This window comes from Corynebacterium sp. MSK218 (assembly GCF_030232655.1).
In the GTDB taxonomy this organism is placed as follows: Bacteria; Actinomycetota; Actinomycetes; order Mycobacteriales; family Mycobacteriaceae; genus Corynebacterium.
In genome coordinates this window covers 26318-43717 of record NZ_JASPGN010000010.1, presented here as the reverse complement: position 1 = coordinate 43717, position 17400 = coordinate 26318, and the positions used below count along the sequence as shown (strand labels likewise).

Below are 17400 nucleotides of genomic sequence, written 5' to 3'. Positions count from 1 at the left end.
GGGCACGGTTAGGCCCCCATAGCCCAATCGGCAGAGGCAGTCGACTTAAAATCGATTCAGTGTGGGTTCGAGTCCCACTGGGGGCACCACTGGGGGCACCACTGGGGGCACCATGACCAGCGGAAACGCTGGTGAGAGTGGGCAATCTGGCGCAAAAGTGTCCAAAAGTGTCCATTTAATAGTGCTGAGCTATACGTCGCTATCAGTGCAGGCGACCAGGTATGTGGCCGATGTGCGGTAGGGGAGGCGTCGACAAGCGCAGTGCTTCGCGACGCCTCTCTTTAAGAATATTTTGCAAAGTTTGGGATTTTTGGGAACTTCCTAGCAATCGAGTGCGTTGGAACTAGTGAGAACATGAACACGGCGGCCCTTATGGGGCCGTCTTTATTGAGAAATACTGTGAAAGGAATCGGGATTCACGTGCGTTCTAGCAACCCCGTCATGAGTTCCCTCTCATCCAGCCAAAACCAGAACCAGACTCAGAGCAATCCGTTTGGCCAGAGCGATAGCCCGTTTAACGAGGCCACCCGTAGCGCCGACCGCCCGTTGACCGTTGATGACGTGGTGACCAAGACCGGTATCACCCTCGCTGTCATCATCGCGCTGGCTGTTCTTAACTTCTGCATTGGCGCGCTGATCAGCCCCGTTGTGACGATGGGCCTGACTTTGCTTGGTGCCATTGGTGGGTTTATCACAGTGTTGGTTTCGACGTTTGGCAAGAAGTTCGGTTCTGCCGCCGTGACTCTTATCTACGCCGCATTTGAAGGTCTTTTCGTTGGCGGCTTTTCGTACATCGTTGCCGGTGGTTCTCTTGACAAAACGGGTGGTGCGGCACTCGCCGACCTAGGTGAGATCGGCGTTGGCATTGGCCAGGCCATTATGGGTACGGTCGGCGTCTTCATCGGCATGCTCATGGTCTACAAGACCGGTGCAGTGAAGGTAACCCCGAAGTTCAACAAGATTATGTTCGGCCTCATTACTGGTGTTGCCGTCTTGGCATTGGTTAATTTCCTGGGCGCTATCTTCTTCGACTTCAACCCGCTGCGTGACGGTGGCGCGATTGCCATTATCTTCTCTTTGGTTTGCATCGTCCTGGCGTCTCTGTCCTTCATGACGGACTTTGACCAGGCTGACCGCCTTATCCGCCAGGGGGCTCCGGCCCAGTACGCCTGGGGTATCGCCCTTGGCCTGGCCGTGACCCTGGTCTGGCTCTACACCGAGATTCTGCGTCTGCTGAGCTACTTCAGGGACTAGTTCTCACCGTCGCCTTATTTAGCCGGCGGCCGACACCTTAACTGGTGTTGGCCGCCGGTTTACTTTGTGGTGTTTGTCACAGTGTGGTGTGGGGTGTTTGATAATCCGCCGTCTATATGTGGTGTTGGCAAGAGTATGTTCGAATGGGTGTGTTGTTTTGGTCTAGTTGTGATGGTGTGTTGTGGGGTCTGGTGTGGTGTTGGGCTGGTTGGGTAGTGTGGTGGCTAGAAAGGGTGTTCGTATTGTCTAGTATTTAAGGGGGTGTCACTTATGGTGGCAACCACAACTTCTTCTTCTGTTCCGTTGCCGTATTTTTCTCATTCGAATCCTGATGATCCGGTATGTGTTGCGGGGATGTTTCTGCGGCGTGCGGAGTATGAGTTCTGGTTACATAATCTTCCGGCTTTGGAGGCTGATTCTGATAGTGAGGTGATGAAGCTTTCGGTCAGGACTGCTAAGACTGCTAGGCAGGTGGCGAAGAATGTGATGGGGGTTCTTCGGCTTGAGGAGTTACCGAAGGTTAAGCAGTTGCAAGATTCTAAAGCCTTGTTGGATATGGCGTCGCTGGTAGCGATTGATGAGGTGATGTCCAAGCTAGGCAGCCCCACGAGGAAGGTCGTGGCAGAAATTGATGAGAATCTTTCCCAGTGGTTTGTACCGAAGCGGCCTAATCAGGTGTTTCCGACAGCGAGCCAGATTCGGCGCCGGGTGCGTGACATCGCCAAAGTACTGGATGATTCAGTAGCGTTTCGCGATACGCGTAAGAAGAATCGGTATTCCATATTGACTAAAGGCCAGCGGGCTTTTCTTGAGTTAGAGGTTGATTCCACTGTGGGTGTGGTCATCCACGAGATTATTAAAGAAACCGCCAGAAAGCATGAGGTCTCCATGGCGGATGCCATGGTGCTGTTGCTGTCGGGCAGCCTGGAGCCGGAGGTAGGAAAAGTGGTGGTGCATACTTATAAGGCGTCTGATGTGGAGGGGGTACCGGTGTTTGTTCAGGGCCATGGGTGGCGTGGTGGGGATATTCCAGCGGCCACGGTGGTTGAGCGGGATTTAAGCCGGGTGCCTAAAGCTTCTGATTCTTATCGTCCGTCTGATTTTGTGCGTAAGTATGTTGAGGGCCGTGATGGGACGTGTCGGGCTGGGGGTTGTGATGTGCCGGCGTGGATGTGTCAGTTGGATCATCGGATTAATTATGCCGAGGGTGGGCCAACGCATCCGGATAATCTGGTGTGTTTGTGCCAGCGTCATCACAATATGAAGACCGAGGGCAGGGCCTTTTATATTCTGGACCCGGTTACCGGTGATGTGGTGTGGCTATTGGCTGATGGCAGTTGGGTGACAACGCAAGCTACAGGCCCGCTTGCACCGTCGATGCGCAGGTGGGCGCGCACTGTTGCCGAGGATGTTATGGCACACCGAGCCAAAATGCATGAAGACGCCAAAGCATTGAAGGTCGAGTTAGATAGCGGTGAAATCGTCGAAGTCTTTGATATGACCGACCCGGCAGACCGCGACAACACCCGCGGTGGCGATATTCCCTTCTAGAAGGTTGGGCCGGCGATGCGGCTGGCTTGCTCGTCGAACTAAACGACGACGATGAAGCGGGTGGGAACCCGGCGAAAAAGTGAGACTTGGAAATCGGTGATTTTTCCTATCATCGTCAGAAACGACGAACCCATGCTTCGCCAAAACGATTTGAGACAAGCGAGCTGATCGTCGTTTAATACGACGTCGGGGTTGGTCTTGTGGTTAGGGTTTCGCGCTACCCCCAATGAAGGATTCTCCGGGTGACATTCGCCTGCCGTCCAAGTGGTAGTGGCCGTGGCCCTCTTTTTCGTCGAAAATGACGACGATTGGGGTCGCGTCCCGCAATGGTGCAGTATCCGATTTTCTTTGATGATTCATGGTCGATTTAGCTGATGCGTGAGGATTTGAGCTTCTGCCTTTTAGTGAACAGTTTCGATAATGTTCCGTACATAAGCATACTTTTACCTCGTGGCTGACAGTGCTTGGCGTTGCTTGCGGAAAACATCGATTTAAGAAAAATACTCGCTCAATGCATCGACCGAAAAAGCCCAGCTCATCTACTTTCACTATTGTAATTCGGGGGTACCCGTTTAGATTTTTGCAAATTAGATCCATCTAATTCTTCCGGCCGGATGGTTGTCTGTGTCACAGTGTCTAGCCAGCACCTATTGGTTAAATTTCTAATAGTATTTATTGATAATTCTCGTCGATTGAGCAAATTCTTAAGTAGTTCATAGATTCTGCCGAGACAGACCGTGGTTTTTCGTGCATTCTTGTTTCCGAAGCCGCTCACGGAGTCCGCTCCGGAAGGTGGCTTCGAAAAGTCAGAGAGATTGGTTGAGAAGGGAAACCATGAAGCGAATCGGGGGCCTTGTGCTGGTGGCGGCTTGTATGGGGGTGCTATCGAGCTGTGCATCACTGCAGGGTCTGGGTGTTCGTTCTCATGGCGTTGGTACCGGGGGTTCTCACGATTTCTCTGATGTTAAGGATGGCGGTGACTCAGCGGTCTCGGGGGTCGCTGATGTCACCGCCACGGGGGAGAGGGGGAATGAGACTGCAAGTGGGGTGGGGCAATCGGGTGGTGGGGTGTTGCCACCACTTGGGGACTTTGATCGGAGTGCGTCCGGTTTTAAAGTGTTTGACCCATGTACGGAGATTCCCAGTGAGGTATTTGCAGAATTAGGGGTTGAGATGACTTCGGCGCCTTTACGTGAAAGCGGGTATAGATCTTGTCAGTTCTCGGCGTCATCGAATAATGGGGGCTCTCGGGCCTTTTTGGTTCTTGAATCCGAAGATTACAGTCTTGAACAAATCCAAGAATTATATCCTTATAAATACTCGGGACTTGAGGGGATACCGGGGGAAATTTACACCGTTGAGGACACGTTTATTCGGGGAGTTACATGCAGTTCTTATGTCCAAACAGTTCGAGGGCTAATTTCTGTCTCCTGGACTGAGTCTACTGCTGCAGTTTCGATGCGCGATAAGTGTCAATCGTCGGCTGATTTCTTATCGAGATTGATTTAAAAGGGAGTACGAAAATGTTTATAGATCAGGAAAATGTAGATCAGAGATCTAGCGATATCACAAGGTTGGGCCGTAGAGCTGAAAAGGCGTCAATGGGAATCCATAGCCCACTTGACGGTGGATTTTCTACAGTTACAGGCCTAAGTGAAGTCGGTGCGATCCACCAGCGTGTGTTGGCGACGGATCCGGGTTCGGCTCGAAACTCGCTTGACGGATTTAGGAGTCAGGTCGCATGGCTAGGGGACACACTGCAAACCGAGCTAGCTGGCTTCGAGTCGCAGGATGAACTGAATAGCCGTGGGCTCGACGTCGCGGATGCTGGAGGCGGCGGTGGAGCGGAAGCAATGCCTATCGTGGATCAGCCGGACCCGGGGTACAGCCCGTTTGGGTTCACGATGCCGGTTGTGGATCCGGGTCCTTCGATTATGGGGCTGGCCTCTGATTTGTTCACCACAAAGTTTTGGGATGTTTCGGAAGCGCAAGCGCGCTGGAGGTCGTTGAGCACGGAAGTTGGGGACATCGTTGAGGGGCTGCATGCCTCGGCAGCATCGTTGGAATCGGAGAATGACTCTGAGCCAACGACGAGAGCGGCAGCAAAGATCCGCGAGGTTGCCCAAGCTGGTACGCACTTCATTGCGAATTCCGCGGTGATGCAGCAGAAGCTCTTCGGCTTGCAGGCCCGCATCATGAGTACCCAGGCAGAGGCAGTTGCGCTTGCCTTCGAGGTGATGGCTATCCCGGAGCCTGCTACGCGCGCAGCGGCGGAAGAGGCAGCGTTGCTTTATATGCAGGGGCTGCTGCAAGAAGGCGTTGTCATGGCGATGCCGTACCAACACGCACTGATGGATGCAGCCCCGCCGTCTGGTGGTGGAGATGTAAGCACGGAATTCGGAGCAGTGGCTGGGGATGGAACGCAGTACAACACCGACGGTGTTACCTGGCCCAAGCAGATAGCAGAGGCTATTGAGAACGGCGAGGTTGGTCCAGGTTCTTTTGACGCTGCGAATGGGCAGATGAAGGGGCTGTCGGAACTGGGAATGGACGCGGCAGAGGCTGCACAGTTCCAGTCAGATTTGCGCAACCGAGGGCGCAGTATCTTGAGCGAGCTGGGGTTTGGTGAGGCGCTTGAGCCTATCGACGCCTCCCAAATGAACACCTCAGCAGCCACCGCTGGTGTTAGTTCCGTGAATCCATTGGGCGGCGTTTCATCGGGAGTCGGACAAACCCTGTCGGCGGCCGGCTTGGGAAGCGGCACCGCTGTGGGAGCATCCGGTATGGGAGCCATGGGGCTGCCGGGAGGCCGTGGCGGTACGGCAGGTTCGCTGGCAGGCGGAATGCCGAGCGGCATGAACGGCGGTATGAACAGTGGTTTGGGCAGAGGGCTTGGTCGTATTCCTGAGAATCCAGCGACATCGGCAGCAGGTCTCGGGGGATTGGGAGCATCTGGCACCGCGCCACAAACCGGAACACATCCCGTTATCGGCGGACTGCCGGGAGCAGCGGCGACTGGTGGGGCGAAGGATGGGAGGCCGTCGGCAAGCGCAGGCGGAGCTGGTGGATCCGTCACTGGCCCTATTGGGGGTGCGGTTGGAGGCGCTGGAAACAGTGGCGCCGGCGTAGTGGCCAAGTCCGGGGCACACGTGGCGAAGGGCGCTGCTGGTATCCGCATGATGCCCATGATGGGCGGTGCGGCCCGTGGAGGAGAGAATGAGAAGCGGATCAAATCCGTGACCACGCAGGTTGAACGGGATCCGAACAAACGTGACCTGCTGGGAGAATCACCGGCCGTGCTTCCGGGCGTGATTGGGGAGTGGGCCCGAGACGCGGACTAAGATTCGACGACTAAAACGCGAAAAGCGGCACCACAACAATCGTGGTGCCGCTTCGTCGTTGATCTAGTTGGCCACGACCTCGGAGGCGGTTGCCGGGGCAACTTCGGTGGCAACCTCAGTCACGGTTTCGGTAGCGGCTTCCTCGGAAGCACCGGCGCCCGGAGCCTCGCCCTCGAAGGTGGCAGCCGTCTCGACTTTTTCATCGGAATCCTGCTGGCTCGGCGGGTGGCAAGCGGCGAGAGTAAGACCAGCGGTGACGGCCAGACCGGCAGCGGCGAAACGAGTGAACTTCTTCATGGGTTAGAACTCTTTCTCAGAAAAACGGTGATGTAGAGCAGTATAAGTTAGGACTGGCGCGGCGTGGCAGCCTTTGCGGAATCATACGGTGCTGCAGAGACCACGGTGACCGACAACGTCTTGCCATTCGGAGCGGTGTACTCGCGGGTCTCGCCCTCGGCGGCGCCCAGCAGAGCAGCACCCAGCGGGGACTGCTCGGAGTAGGTTTCAAGATCCTTGTTATCGGAAGCGGCAGCGCGGGTACCGATAAGGAAGGTTTCGCGGTCCTCCTCGTCGCCGTTGTAATAAACGTGAACAACGGAACCGATGTGAGCAACGCCCTCCTGAACAGCGGTGCGCTCGGTGGTGGAGTTAGCCAAAACCTCAGAAATCTGCTTGATGCGGGCCTCTTCCTGGTCCTGCATCTCACGCGCGGCATCGTAACCGGCGTTCTCCTTGAGGTCACCCTCCTCGCGGCGCTCGTTAATTTCGGCAGCGACGACCGGGCGGTGGTCAATGAGGGCCTGCAGTTCGGCCTCGAGCTTAGCCTTGGTTTCCGGGGTGATGTACTGCTTCTGCTGCTCAGCCATGGTGCAACCTTCCGTTTACGGATAATTTCTCAAAAGAATGGGCGTAAAAGCGCAGGTGGCGCGGCCCATTCAGAACGCTCAACATACTAGCATAGCTGGGCTTTTAGCTATCTGTTGCCTCACCCTTGAAATCGACAGAATCCATGATGTCGACGTTCAAATAAGAGGGGATGTTGCCGGAGCAGCCATAGGCGCCGCCGGCTACTGCGCGGTGGTTCGTGGGAACGTCGATAGCCACGCGTTGGGCTTCATCGCCGCCGGCGGGGACGGCGATCTCGCGGCGACCTACCTCGGCCTTGGAGTAATCGAAGGCCTGAACAATGCAGTACGCGGGTTCTTCCACGCGGTTGCGGGTAATGTCGACCCAGATTCGAGCAGTGTCATCAGAAAGAATCTCGTGCGAGACATAGGAAATGTTCGCATTGACCTTTTGCTGAGTACGGAAATATTGCACGCCGAAGAAAACCATGGCGATGAAAACAGCTACAAAGACAAGGACGATGGCGCGGTTCGTCCATGAACCCTTGCTCTTAGTGGAAGAGCCATAACGGGACTGGGAACGGGAGACAGGACGAGCGGAACCAGCGGAAGACATGAATCTGATTCTAGCCAACCTTCGACCAGAACAAACTATCCACTAGACTGGGCCATTGTTTAAGACGACGGTAAAGGGAGATGTATCACCTAGTGACTAACAAGCGCCTGTTAGCTATCCACGCGCACCCAGACGATGAATCCTCGAAAGGTGCTGCCACCACCGCCAAGTACGCCGCCGAAGGCGCAGAGGTCCTCGTAGTGACCTGTACGGGTGGTGAGCGAGGGGACATCATTAACCCAGCCATGGATCGCCCCGGGGTTCTGGAAAACATGGGCAGCATCCGCCGCGAGGAGATGGCCGAGGCTGCAGCAGCATTGGGTGTCCAACACAGGTGGCTAGGCCATATTGACTCCGGTTTGCCGGGTAATCCGCTAGCGCCCAATATTAAGGACCTGCTCCCTGAAGGTTGCTTCGCCCTCATGGAAGACGATGATGTAGCGCAAGAGCTGGTGAAGATTATTCGCGAGTTCAAACCGCAGGTCATTATCACCTATGACGAAAATGGCGGCTACCCCCACCCAGACCACCTCATGGTGTACCGCTCCTCCATGATTGCGTGGGACAAGGCCGGCGATGAGTCGTATCACCCTGAGCTTGGTCAGGCCTGGGAGCCTCAGAAGCTGTATTACAGTCACGGGTTCGTGTACCAGCGCATGAAGATCTTCCACGACTTGCTGTTGGAAGAAGGCAAGGTGAGCCCCTACGAGCCCATGTTGGCACGCTGGGACACCACGTTTGGTGACATCATGGCGCGTGTGACCACCCAGGTGGAGTGCGCGGACTACTTCCAAAACCGTGAGGATGCTCTTCGCGCGCATGCCACTCAGATTGATCCCGCAGGAGCATTTTTGGCGACGCCCGTTCGGGTCCAACAACAGCATTGGCCTACGGAAGAATTTGAGTTGGCTAAGACGCGTGTATCCACGGAGCTGCCCGAGAATGATTTATTTGCAGGAATCCCGGAAGTAGGGGAGTCTTAGAAGCATGAACGCTTTGTACTTCGCGGCACACGACGTCGCCCTTCTAGCCCAAGGGGCGCAGAGCGGGCCAGTGGGACCGGAGTTTGGTAAGGCCTCTCCCATTGGCCTGTTGATCCTTGCGCTGATGGGCGTCGCTGTGCTGTTTGCCGGTTGGAACTTCCACCGCCGGTACTCCCGTTTCCGCCGCCGCACGATGTTTGCGGAGGACCACGGTATTGATCCTTTCGACGATGAGGCTGTCGATGCTGCTATGAAGGAAGCGGGCATCCTCGATACCAGTAAGAAGTCCATCTTCTAACGCGGAAGGCGAGACCGTGAGATTACTCAGCCAAGTGCTTTACCCCCTGTATGAAGCACGCCTGACGCGTGAGATTAAGGGCAAGCCGCAGCCGCGCCACGTGGCCATCATGGCGGACGGCAACCGCCGGTGGGCGCGGGAGGCCGGGTTCACGGATATTAGCCACGGCCACCGCCAAGGCGCGCGAAAAATCAGCGAAATGATCTCGTGGTGCGATGGAACCGACATTGAAGTCGTGACCATCTACTTGCTGTCCACGGAGAACCTGAAGCGTAGCCAGAAGGAAGTGCAGCTGCTTTTCGACATCATCTCTGATGTGGTGACACATCTGTCACAAGGTGATCTGGATTGCCAGATTCGCTTGGTGGGGCATCTGGATTTGCTCCCCGACAAGGTCACCGAGAAGATGCGCTGTGCGGCTGAGGCCACCGAAGACCACAAAGGTGTCATCGTCAATATTGCGGTAGGTTACGGTGGACGTCAGGAGATTGTCGACGCTGTCCAGAGCCTCATCCGCAGCGAAGCCCAGAAGGGCTTGAGCGCTGAGGAGATTGCGGACAATGTGACCGCAGAGGCCATCACCAGCAACCTGTATACCAAGGGCCTTCCGGACCCAGACCTGGTTATTCGCACGTCGGGCGAGCAGCGCCTATCGGGCTTCTTGTTGTGGCAGGCTGCCTATTCTGAGATCTGGTTTACGGACACCTACTGGCCGGCTTTCCGCCGCGTGGATTTTCTGCGTGCACTGCGCGACTACTCGCAGCGCTCGCGCCGTTTTGGACGCTAGCTGCCGAAACTAGAGTTTGCGCATCCGCACGCGGTCCACCAAATGGTGAGAACCCTTGCGCAGCACTAGAGAGGCGCGCACTCGTGTTGGCAGGATGTTTTCAATGAGATTGGGCAGGTTGATGGACTGCCAGATCTCTCGGGCTTGCTCATACGCTTCCTCATCGGTCATATCGGCGTAGGACGCGAAGTGCGCACCCGGCTCGCGGAAAGCCGTGTGGCGAAGCTTGAGGAACCGTTCGATATACCAGCGCTCAATATCGTCCACGCGGGCGTCCACGTAGACGGAAAAGTCGAAGAGATCAGAAACCATGAGCGTGGGTCCGGTCTGAAGAACGTTGAGGCCCTCCAAGATGAGGATGTCGGGCTGGTGCACTTCTTGGTACTCACCCGGAACGATGTCATAGGACACGTGTGAGTACAACGGCGCCTTCACCAGTGGCTTTCCGGACTTCACATCGGTGACAAAGCGCATCAGTGCGCGGCGGTCATAGGACTCCGGGTAGCCTTTGCGCTGCATGAGGCCGTGCTCTTTGAGGTAAGCGGTGGGGTAGAGGAAGCCATCGGTGGTGACAAGGTCCACCTTGGGGTGGGAATCCCAGCGCTGCAGTAGCACTTGGAGCAGACGTGCCGTTGTGGATTTTCCGACGGCCACCGAACCGGCTACCGCAATGACGAAAGGCACGTGGGTAGGAGGATTGCCCAAAAAGGCTTCGGTGGAGGCAGTGAGTTCTTGGCGGGCTTTGACCTGCATGTGGATAAGACGCGACAACGGCAGGTACACCTCGGCGACCTCCGTGAGGTCGATGCGGTCACCAATGCCGCGGAGTTTCTCAACTTCTGTTTCCGTCAGCACCTGCGGCATGGATTTACGCAGGGCGCGCCAGGTATCACGGTCAAAGTCGAGGTACGGGCTCCCGTCGGTCATTCGCGCCATGCCGACCATTGTTCCATTGGCCCAACCAGTGCGTGCAATCGGTAGGAAAGAAAAATCCCCCGCGCGGGGGAGGTGGGCGTTAGGATGTAGAACTAGCTTCGGCGACTTTCCACAGGACCATCTTTGAGAAGGGACTCTACGTTTCTATGACCACTTCGAATTCTGCTGACGTGCGCTACCAAGAGATGCGCGAGCTCGACCCAGAGGTCTTCGACGCCATCAATGGTGAGATTGCTCGCCAGCGCGACACCCTGGAGATGATCGCTTCCGAGAACTTTGTTCCGCGTGCGGTCCTGCAGGCCCAAGGCTCTGTCCTTACCAATAAGTACGCAGAGGGCTACCCGGGACGTCGTTACTATGGTGGCTGTGAGCACGTGGACATCGTTGAGGATCTGGCTCGCGACCGCGCCAAGTCCCTCTTCGGCGCCGAGTTTGCCAACGTTCAGCCACACTCCGGCGCTCAGGCTAACGCCGCAGTTCTGGGTTCCCTGATTAACCCGGGTGACAAGATCATGGGCCTGTCCCTCGCTCATGGCGGCCACCTTACCCACGGTATGAAGCTCAACTTCTCCGGCAAGCTGTACGAGGTCGCTGCCTATGAGGTGGACTCGGAGACCATGCGCTTGGATATGGACAAGGTCCGTGAGCAGGCCTTGGCTGAGAAGCCACAGGTCATCATCGCTGGTTGGTCTGCTTACCCCCGCACCATTGATTTTGAGGCTTTCCGTTCCATCGCTGATGAGGTCGGCGCCTACCTGTGGACGGATATGGCCCACTTCGCTGGCCTCGTGGCGGCCGGCCTGCACCCCTCCCCGGTTCCGCACTCTGACATTGTGTCCTCCACCGTGCACAAGACCCTCGGCGGTCCGCGCTCCGGCCTCATCTTGGCCAAGCAGGATTTTGCCAAGAAGATCAACTCCAACGTCTTCCCGGGTCAGCAGGGCGGTCCGCTCATGCACGTGATTGCAGCGAAGGCCATTGCACTCAAGATTGCAGCTACTGAGGAGTTCAAGGAGCGTCAGGAGCGCACCCTCGAAGGTGCTCGAATTCTTGCTGAGCGTCTTACCGCCGAGGACTGCTCCAAGGCTGGTGTCGACGTGCTTACCGGTGGCACCGACGTGCACTTGGTACTCGCGGACCTGCGTGACTCTGAGCTTGATGGCCAGCAGGCAGAGGACCTCCTCCACGAGGTAGGCATCACCGTCAACCGCAACGCTGTGCCGAATGACCCGCGCCCGCCGATGGTTACCTCCGGCCTGCGCATCGGTACCCCGGCCCTGGCAACCCGTGGCCTGGATACTGCAGCTTTCACTGAGGTTGCCGATGTAATCGGTACGGCACTGGCTAGCGGTAAGAACGCGGACGTCGCTTCGCTGCGCGCCCGCGTTGAAAAGGTCGCCGCGGACTTCCCGCTGTATAACGGCCTTGAGGAATGGAAGCTGGTTTAAGCCTCGCTAGTCTATTCCGAGCGCTCCTCAGCGTGTGCCTTACGAGCGGCTTCTAGCCACTCGGGCATGGCGCTGAGGAGTTCTTTGATTTCAGCGGTGGTGAGCGGGCGGTCCATATCGTTCTTCTTCAGCGCGGTCACGGAGATGCCTAGCTTCTGAGCCACGACTGCTCGGGGATGGGGGCCCTCGCGGCGTAGCGCGGAGAGCCACTCTGGCGGGTTCTCTTGAAGCTCACGCAGCTCTGCGTGGGTCACGGCATTAGCCTGAAAGTCTTCCGGGGTGGCGGGCAGGTAAATGCCCAGCTTCTTGGCGGCAGTCTGTGCGCGCATGGCGGTGCCGGAAGGCTCGGTCGCATTGGTATGTGGGGTATCAGTCACGCTCACCACGGTAGCAGCACCGTAGGATGAGATGCATGCTCCGCCTCGTCTTTTCCACTGGTACCGAACCTGGCAAATGGTTCCGCCGCTACCGTGATATGCATTCTGCAGAGTCCCTTGTCACGCTCGACTCTGATGATGCGATGTCCACACTCCTGGCCGGTGAAGCAGACGTGGCGCTGACGCGCCTGCCCGATCCGCGCATCGATGACAGTTTCCATATTGTTCGCCTTTACGAGGAAGCGCCGGGCATCGCGGTGCCCAAGGATTCCGTCTATGCCGAGGTAGGGGAGGACCTTTCCCCTGAGGACGTCGCTGAGGAGATTGTGAATTACCGGATTGGGACCGACGCGCTTGTCGACGTCCCCTCGGTCCGCACCGCACTCCAAGTCGTCGCCGCCAACGTGGGAATCGTGGTGGCGCCACGTCCGCTACTTAAAGTTTTGAGTAAGAAGCAAGTAGTAGCTCTCGGCTTTACTGATCCTTCCGTTCCGCTGACGGAGATCGCCCTCGTATGGCGCAAGGATGACGACAGTGATGAGATTCAAGACTTCGTGGGTGTGGCTAAGGGAAGGACGAGGAATACCTCACGCAACAACGTTGAAAAGCGCAGTGCACGGGACAAAGCAAAGGCCAAGCAAGCACGCAGGCAGTCCCAAGGAGCCTCGAAAACAAAACCGTTACCGAAAAGATATAGGGGGTCTCAGCAGCGGAAACGGCGTTGATCCTTCAATTTTGTTGTCAAATCACACGATAAGTGGTGGCTAAAAAATTTTTACGAACCTACGGTGGAGTCCGTTCTCAACAAAAGTTTATGAGAAAGGAATAAACAATGAAGAAGATGACCCGTCGTTTCGCTGCTGGTATCGCTGCCGCCACCCTGTCCTTGGGCGTTGTAGCCTGCTCCGACGCTGAGGATGCTGCTAAGGAGGCTGGCGACGCTGCCCAGTCCGCAGCTTCCGACGCCACCGATGCTGCCGGCTCCGCTGCCAACGACGCTAAGGATTCCGTAAAGGGCTCCAAGGATAAGGACGCCGACGCTGACGCTTCTGACTCCGCTGATGCTTCTGACTCTGCAGATTCTTCCGACTCCGCTGATGCTTCTGACTCTGCTGATTCTTCCGAGTCTTCTGACTCGGAGGGCGGCAAGGAGTCCATCGAGACCGCTAACGGTGAGGTTGAGGTTCCGTCCGACTTTGCCAAGGCTATTAAGGAGAAGGCAGCTGAGTGGGGCGACCCGCAGTCCGTCGAGACTTCCGGTGACGGCAGCATCGCTACCTTCGCCAAGGACAAGCTGCTTGCCTTCAGTGAGGATGCTGGCTCCCAGCCGGTCATCGGCAAGATCGCTGAGACCTGGACTAAAGAGGGCGGCCTGGACAGCGAGATCGGCCTGCCAACCGCACCGGAGAAGGCTGAGGGCAACGGTTGGATTCAGGAGTTCACCAACGGCACCATTTCTTGGATGAAGGGTGACTCCGGCAAGTACGAGGCCACCATCAACTAAGAACTTCGTGGCTAAGAACTAGTCTTAGTATCTTTCCCCGGCGTTCATGCCACCCCCACGTTGACTCGTGGGAATGGTGTGACGCCGGGGATTGTCGTTTTAATACTGTTCATCTTGCACCCATGTAATTTCAACCTTCGGCCTCTAGTTTGGGCAGTGTTCGGAGGTTTCCATAGGACCTCCGGATAGTTCACAACACACCCGCTTCACCACGCCGTCCCAGGTCGATGAGTTGGGTCGGCACCACAAGGGAGAACCCTGACGCTATGACCAATCCTTCCGTCCTCACTGAGCAGTCGAATGAGGCCACCGTGGCCACTAAGACGTACGTCATTGATACCTCTGTCCTCCTCTCCGATCCCTGGGCGCTGCGTAAGTTCGCCGAGCACGATGTGGTTCTGCCCATCGTCGTCATTTCAGAGTTGGAAGGAAAACGTCATCACCCGGAGCTTGGCTGGTTCGCCCGCCAAGCTCTTCGCTTTTTGGAGGACCTTCGCGCCACGTACGATGCACTGGACCAGCCGGTTCCAGTAAGCGCGGAAGGCGGCACGCTGCGCGTGGAGCTTAACCACCAAGACCAGTCCCTGCTCCCAGCCGCATTCCGTGGCCCAGAAGGGGATCACCGTATCCTCGCCTGCGCGCTCAATCTGCAGCACGAGGGCAAGGATACTGTCCTCGTCACCAAGGACGTGCCGCTGCGTGTGAAGGCCGGTGCCGTGGGCCTGCAAGCAGATGAATACCATGCCCAAGACGTCGTGCTGACCGGCTACACCGGCATGGCTACGGTCCACACCACAGCAGACGTCATCGATGAGTTGTACAGCGAGGGCGAGGTGCTTATCGACGGATCAGTGACCACCGCCGGAACTCGCGTCGAGGACCTGCCGGTGCATTGCGGCGTCACGCTGCAAGCAGGTGCACAGTCCGCGCTCGGCCGAATGACCGCTGAAGGTGCCGTGCGTCTCGTGCGTGGCGATGCCAATGTATTCGGCCTGCAGGGCCGTTCCGCCGAGCAGCGAGTCGCACTGGACCTGCTGCTTGACCCTTCGGTAGGCATCATGTCCATCGGTGGTCGCGCTGGTACCGGTAAGTCGGCGTTGGCGCTGTGTGCAGGTCTTGAGGCAGTACTGGAGCGCGGCGAGCACCGTCGCATCGTGGTCTTCCGCCCGATGTATGCGGTGGGCGGCCAGTCGCTGGGTTACCTTCCGGGCTCAGAGAGCGAGAAGATGAACCCGTGGGCGCAGGCGGTGTACGACACCCTTGAAGGCCTCGTATCCGAAAACGTTATGGATGAGGTTCAGGACCGCGGGCTTCTTGAAGTGCTTCCGCTGACCCACATCCGTGGTCGCAGCCTTCACGATTCTTTCGTCATCGTCGATGAGGCCCAGTCCCTTGAACGCAACGTTCTTCTCACGGTGCTTTCCCGACTCGGCCGTGGCTCGCGCGTTGTGCTGACGCATGACGTCGCCCAGCGCGATAACCTGCGCGTGGGCCGCCATGATGGTGTTCAGGCAGTTATCGAGAAACTGAAGGGGCACGAACTGTTTGCGCACGTCACCCTGCAGCGTTCGGAGCGTTCCGCCATTGCGGAGCTCGTCACCGATCTGCTCGAGGGTGAGAATTAGCGCGTTCGCAGGTGGCGATCACCGCTGCGTGTAGCTTGGCAGAAATGTAGTAAGCCCAGTAATAATGGTGCCCATGAGCGAAAACGCGAAAGACAAAAAGAAGGATTTCCGCATCCGTCCGTTCACTGCAGCGGACTACCCACAGATGCGTGAGATCTACGAGCAGGGCCTCAACACGGGTCACGCCACCTATGAGACCCGCTCGTTGACCTTCGAGGAGTTTAAGAACGTCAAAATTATGGCTTCTGTCTTCGTTGCCGTTGAGGCGGAGGATGACTCGAAGGTGCTCGGCTGGGTCTGCGCCGCGCAAGCGTCTACCCGCACCGTGTTCCACGGTGTAGTGGAAGACTCCATCTACTTGAGCAAGGAAGCCCAAGGCCGAGGCATTGGCGGCGCCTTGTTGGACCAACTCATCGAGGTGTGCCGCGACCTCCACAAGTGGGCTATCCACTCGTGGATTTTCCCTGAGAACGAGGGCTCTGCAGGGCTTCACAAGTCTCGCGGCTTCGTGAAGGTGGGAACCTACTCCCACATGGCAAAGATGACCTATGGTGACCTCGCCGGCCAGTGGCGCGACACCGATGTCTACGAGTTGCTCCTGCCGAAGCCGGAGGAAAAGAAAGCAGAAATCGCGGACAAGCGGAAATAGGTGCCACTAGGCTAGAGAATGTATTTGTTCCTCTAGCCTTTGTGGGTGAACCATGTCTCTACGCACGTCCGTGCTCTCCCTTACCACCGCCGCAGTCGTGGCAACCGGTGCTTTTGCTGCACCTGTCGCAACGGCTGCGGATTTTCCATCTGCAGGCTCGGTTCCTGTAGCTGAGCTCGACGTTAACCATCCTGATGGTGCTCTTGCCTACGTCTTCGCTGAGCCAGTCATGCAGTCTGAAATTGATGTGGTGACCCGTCAGGTTCGAGAGCTTCGCGCCAAAGCGTGGGACGCAAATCTGCCCATTCGTACTTCCCATGATGAGGAGTACCGCACTTTCGCTACACGTGACGCTGCCCAGCTTAAGGGTTTTAGTACGCGCGAAGACTATGTGAACGGTATCAGCTGGAATCGCGGAATTGAGCACGCAGCATTGCAGCGCGCTGCGGAAGAGAACTTTGACTTCAACCATGATCGACTGATGGGTGTCGAGTCGTGGACGGTGCGTGAAGCGAAGTGGAATGGGGAAAACTTAGTTACTGCCGATATGTCCGGGGCTGTTGGTAGCTGGGCAGAGGAGTGGGACAACGTGTTAAGTGGCAGTGGTGAAACCGGCCATCTGCTTAACATCCTTGATCCTGAAAACAAATACTTCGCCCAGGCTCAGGTCGGAAGAATCGTGGCTGGACTATATGTGAAGGAACCTGTGCTTGAGGAACCAGAGCGCCTAGACTCCGTCCGCCATGCGTTCCCCATCGCCGTGCCCGAAAGTGCAGTGCGAAATGCGGAATTGGTTTCTTCGGGAGGTACGAGTGTCGGCAGTACCGGAAGCGTGGGGCTGAGTACTGAGGGATTCTGGGGAGCCAAGCTGGGGGTACCGGTGGCGTCGCCAAGCTCAAGCGATCCTGAGGTCCTTGAAGTCAACGAGGACGGTACCTACGAGGCCAAGTCCGAGGGCACTGCAACAGTCACGTTCACTACCTATGAGCTGGTCAATGGGCAGCCACAGGTATCGGATAACCACGTGACCAAGACTGTAAAGGTGACGAAGAAATCCGTTGGTGGAGACTTGAGTTCGGGCGGGATGAACGCCGGGACAATCGTGGCGATTATCTCCGGCGTGCTGGCGCTCATTGGAGTGGCTGCACAGGTGGCGCGCCAATTGGGAATCCTGCGTTAGACCCCT

At 57.0% G+C, this 17400-nt stretch carries 18 protein-coding genes and 1 tRNA gene; 14 read left to right on the top strand and 5 right to left on the bottom strand.

The features are described 5' to 3' along the window. Positions 1–12 precede the first annotated feature (12 nt). The 5 genes from QP922_RS09295 (at position 13) to QP922_RS09280 (ending at position 6146) form a co-directional block, all read left to right on the top strand. Positions 13–89 (top strand) — tRNA-Leu (locus QP922_RS09295). Positions 90–420: 331 nt separating this feature from the next. Further along, positions 421–1254 carry a Bax inhibitor-1/YccA family protein gene (locus QP922_RS09290; RefSeq protein WP_284809107.1) on the top strand — a complete coding sequence of 278 codons (834 nt, stop codon included), beginning with the start codon at positions 421–423 and terminating at the stop codon, positions 1252–1254. 270 nt (positions 1255–1524) lie between these two features. Then, positions 1525–2805, top strand: a complete 1281-nt coding sequence (locus QP922_RS09285) for an HNH endonuclease signature motif containing protein (RefSeq protein ID WP_284809105.1) — start codon at positions 1525–1527, stop codon at positions 2803–2805. Between the two features lie 834 nt (positions 2806–3639). Then, the gene (locus tag QP922_RS12935; protein WP_350309354.1) at positions 3640–4314 is read left to right on the top strand and encodes a DUF3558 family protein; all 675 of its coding nucleotides are present in this window, start codon (positions 3640–3642) and stop codon (positions 4312–4314) included. 344 nt (positions 4315–4658) lie between these two features. After that, positions 4659–6146 carry a hypothetical protein gene (locus QP922_RS09280; protein WP_284809103.1) on the top strand — a complete coding sequence of 496 codons (1488 nt, stop codon included), beginning with the start codon at positions 4659–4661 and terminating at the stop codon, positions 6144–6146. Between the two features lie 63 nt (positions 6147–6209). On the opposite strand, the gene QP922_RS09275 is transcribed toward QP922_RS09280, so the two are convergent. The 3 genes from QP922_RS09275 to QP922_RS09265 form a co-directional block, all read right to left on the bottom strand. Continuing rightward, positions 6210–6443, bottom strand: a complete 234-nt coding sequence (locus QP922_RS09275) for a hypothetical protein (protein ID WP_284809102.1) — start codon at positions 6441–6443, stop codon at positions 6210–6212. 47 nt (positions 6444–6490) lie between these two features. Further along, entirely contained in the window at positions 6491–7012 is a 522-nt protein-coding gene (gene greA / locus QP922_RS09270) for a transcription elongation factor GreA (RefSeq protein ID WP_039674666.1), read from the bottom strand. Between the two features lie 103 nt (positions 7013–7115). After that, a complete protein-coding gene (locus tag QP922_RS09265; protein WP_284809100.1) occupies positions 7116–7607 on the bottom strand; it encodes a DUF4307 domain-containing protein in 492 nt (163 codons plus the stop codon). A gap of 80 nt (positions 7608–7687) precedes the next feature. Here QP922_RS09265 and mca point away from each other — a divergent pair, with 80 nt between their 5' ends. Genes mca through QP922_RS09250 form a run of 3 tightly spaced genes read left to right on the top strand, consistent with a single transcriptional unit; the run spans position 7688 to position 9675 of the window. Further along, positions 7688–8590: a mycothiol conjugate amidase Mca gene (gene mca / locus QP922_RS09260; protein WP_502869599.1), complete on the top strand. Its 903-nt coding sequence runs from the start codon at positions 7688–7690 to the stop codon at positions 8588–8590. 4 nt (positions 8591–8594) lie between these two features. Continuing rightward, positions 8595–8888: a hypothetical protein gene (locus QP922_RS09255; protein ID WP_039674700.1), complete on the top strand. Its 294-nt coding sequence runs from the start codon at positions 8595–8597 to the stop codon at positions 8886–8888. A gap of 16 nt (positions 8889–8904) precedes the next feature. Further along, on the top strand, positions 8905–9675 hold the full coding sequence (locus QP922_RS09250; protein WP_284809098.1) for an isoprenyl transferase: 771 nt from the start codon (positions 8905–8907) through the stop codon (positions 9673–9675). A 9-nt stretch (positions 9676–9684) separates the two neighbouring features. Here the strand turns inward: QP922_RS09250 and coaA are convergent, their stop codons facing one another. Continuing rightward, positions 9685–10611 (bottom strand): type I pantothenate kinase, encoded by a 927-nt coding sequence (coaA, locus tag QP922_RS09245; protein WP_284809096.1) that lies wholly within the window; start codon positions 10609–10611, stop codon positions 9685–9687. 146 nt (positions 10612–10757) lie between these two features. Here coaA and glyA point away from each other — a divergent pair, with 146 nt between their 5' ends. Further along, complete coding sequence (glyA, locus tag QP922_RS09240; protein WP_284809094.1) at positions 10758–12059, top strand: serine hydroxymethyltransferase; 1302 nt, start codon at positions 10758–10760, stop codon at positions 12057–12059. A gap of 11 nt (positions 12060–12070) precedes the next feature. Here the strand turns inward: glyA and QP922_RS09235 are convergent, their stop codons facing one another. After that, on the bottom strand, positions 12071–12388 hold the full coding sequence (locus QP922_RS09235) for a DUF5997 family protein (RefSeq protein ID WP_284809163.1): 318 nt from the start codon (positions 12386–12388) through the stop codon (positions 12071–12073). 83 nt (positions 12389–12471) lie between these two features. Between QP922_RS09235 and QP922_RS09230 the strand changes: the two genes are divergently transcribed. The 5 genes from QP922_RS09230 (at position 12472) to QP922_RS09210 (ending at position 17394) form a co-directional block, all read left to right on the top strand. Then, on the top strand, positions 12472–13161 hold the full coding sequence (locus tag QP922_RS09230; protein ID WP_284809093.1) for a LysR family transcriptional regulator substrate-binding protein: 690 nt from the start codon (positions 12472–12474) through the stop codon (positions 13159–13161). A gap of 107 nt (positions 13162–13268) precedes the next feature. Next, positions 13269–13940: an LGFP repeat-containing protein gene (locus QP922_RS09225; protein WP_284809092.1), complete on the top strand. Its 672-nt coding sequence runs from the start codon at positions 13269–13271 to the stop codon at positions 13938–13940. Positions 13941–14206: 266 nt separating this feature from the next. Then, the gene (gene phoH2, locus QP922_RS09220) at positions 14207–15565 is read left to right on the top strand and encodes an RNA 5'-3' helicase PhoH2 (protein WP_070671947.1); all 1359 of its coding nucleotides are present in this window, start codon (positions 14207–14209) and stop codon (positions 15563–15565) included. A gap of 73 nt (positions 15566–15638) precedes the next feature. Next, a complete protein-coding gene (locus tag QP922_RS09215) occupies positions 15639–16214 on the top strand; it encodes a GNAT family N-acetyltransferase (protein WP_070671945.1) in 576 nt (191 codons plus the stop codon). 52 nt (positions 16215–16266) lie between these two features. Beyond that, positions 16267–17394 (top strand): CAP domain-containing protein, encoded by a 1128-nt coding sequence (locus QP922_RS09210; RefSeq protein WP_284809089.1) that lies wholly within the window; start codon positions 16267–16269, stop codon positions 17392–17394. Positions 17395–17400 lie beyond the last annotated feature (6 nt).

Bases quoted from the DNA above. Each gene is read 5' to 3' on its own strand.
- QP922_RS09285 (WP_284809105.1), top strand. From the start codon at position 1,525: ATGGTGGCAACCACAACTTCTTCTTCTGTTCCGTTGCCGTATTTTTCT.
- QP922_RS12935 (WP_350309354.1), top strand. From the start codon at position 3,640: ATGAAGCGAATCGGGGGCCTTGTGCTGGTGGCGGCTTGTATGGGGGTG.
- QP922_RS09280 (WP_284809103.1), top strand. From the start codon at position 4,659: ATGCCTATCGTGGATCAGCCGGACCCGGGGTACAGCCCGTTTGGGTTC.
- QP922_RS09275 (WP_284809102.1), bottom strand. From the start codon at position 6,443: ATGAAGAAGTTCACTCGTTTCGCCGCTGCCGGTCTGGCCGTCACCGCT.
- greA (WP_039674666.1), bottom strand. From the start codon at position 7,012: ATGGCTGAGCAGCAGAAGCAGTACATCACCCCGGAAACCAAGGCTAAG.
- QP922_RS09265 (WP_284809100.1), bottom strand. From the start codon at position 7,607: ATGTCTTCCGCTGGTTCCGCTCGTCCTGTCTCCCGTTCCCAGTCCCGT.
- mca (WP_502869599.1), top strand. From the start codon at position 7,688: ATGTATCACCTAGTGACTAACAAGCGCCTGTTAGCTATCCACGCGCAC.
- QP922_RS09255 (WP_039674700.1), top strand. From the start codon at position 8,595: ATGAACGCTTTGTACTTCGCGGCACACGACGTCGCCCTTCTAGCCCAA.
- coaA (WP_284809096.1), bottom strand. From the start codon at position 10,611: ATGGCGCGAATGACCGACGGGAGCCCGTACCTCGACTTTGACCGTGAT.
- glyA (WP_284809094.1), top strand. From the start codon at position 10,758: ATGACCACTTCGAATTCTGCTGACGTGCGCTACCAAGAGATGCGCGAG.
- QP922_RS09235 (WP_284809163.1), bottom strand. From the start codon at position 12,388: ATGCGCGCACAGACTGCCGCCAAGAAGCTGGGCATTTACCTGCCCGCC.
- QP922_RS09230 (WP_284809093.1), top strand. From the start codon at position 12,472: ATGCTCCGCCTCGTCTTTTCCACTGGTACCGAACCTGGCAAATGGTTC.
- QP922_RS09225 (WP_284809092.1), top strand. From the start codon at position 13,269: ATGAAGAAGATGACCCGTCGTTTCGCTGCTGGTATCGCTGCCGCCACC.
- phoH2 (WP_070671947.1), top strand. From the start codon at position 14,207: ATGACCAATCCTTCCGTCCTCACTGAGCAGTCGAATGAGGCCACCGTG.
- QP922_RS09215 (WP_070671945.1), top strand. From the start codon at position 15,639: ATGAGCGAAAACGCGAAAGACAAAAAGAAGGATTTCCGCATCCGTCCG.
- QP922_RS09210 (WP_284809089.1), top strand. From the start codon at position 16,267: ATGTCTCTACGCACGTCCGTGCTCTCCCTTACCACCGCCGCAGTCGTG.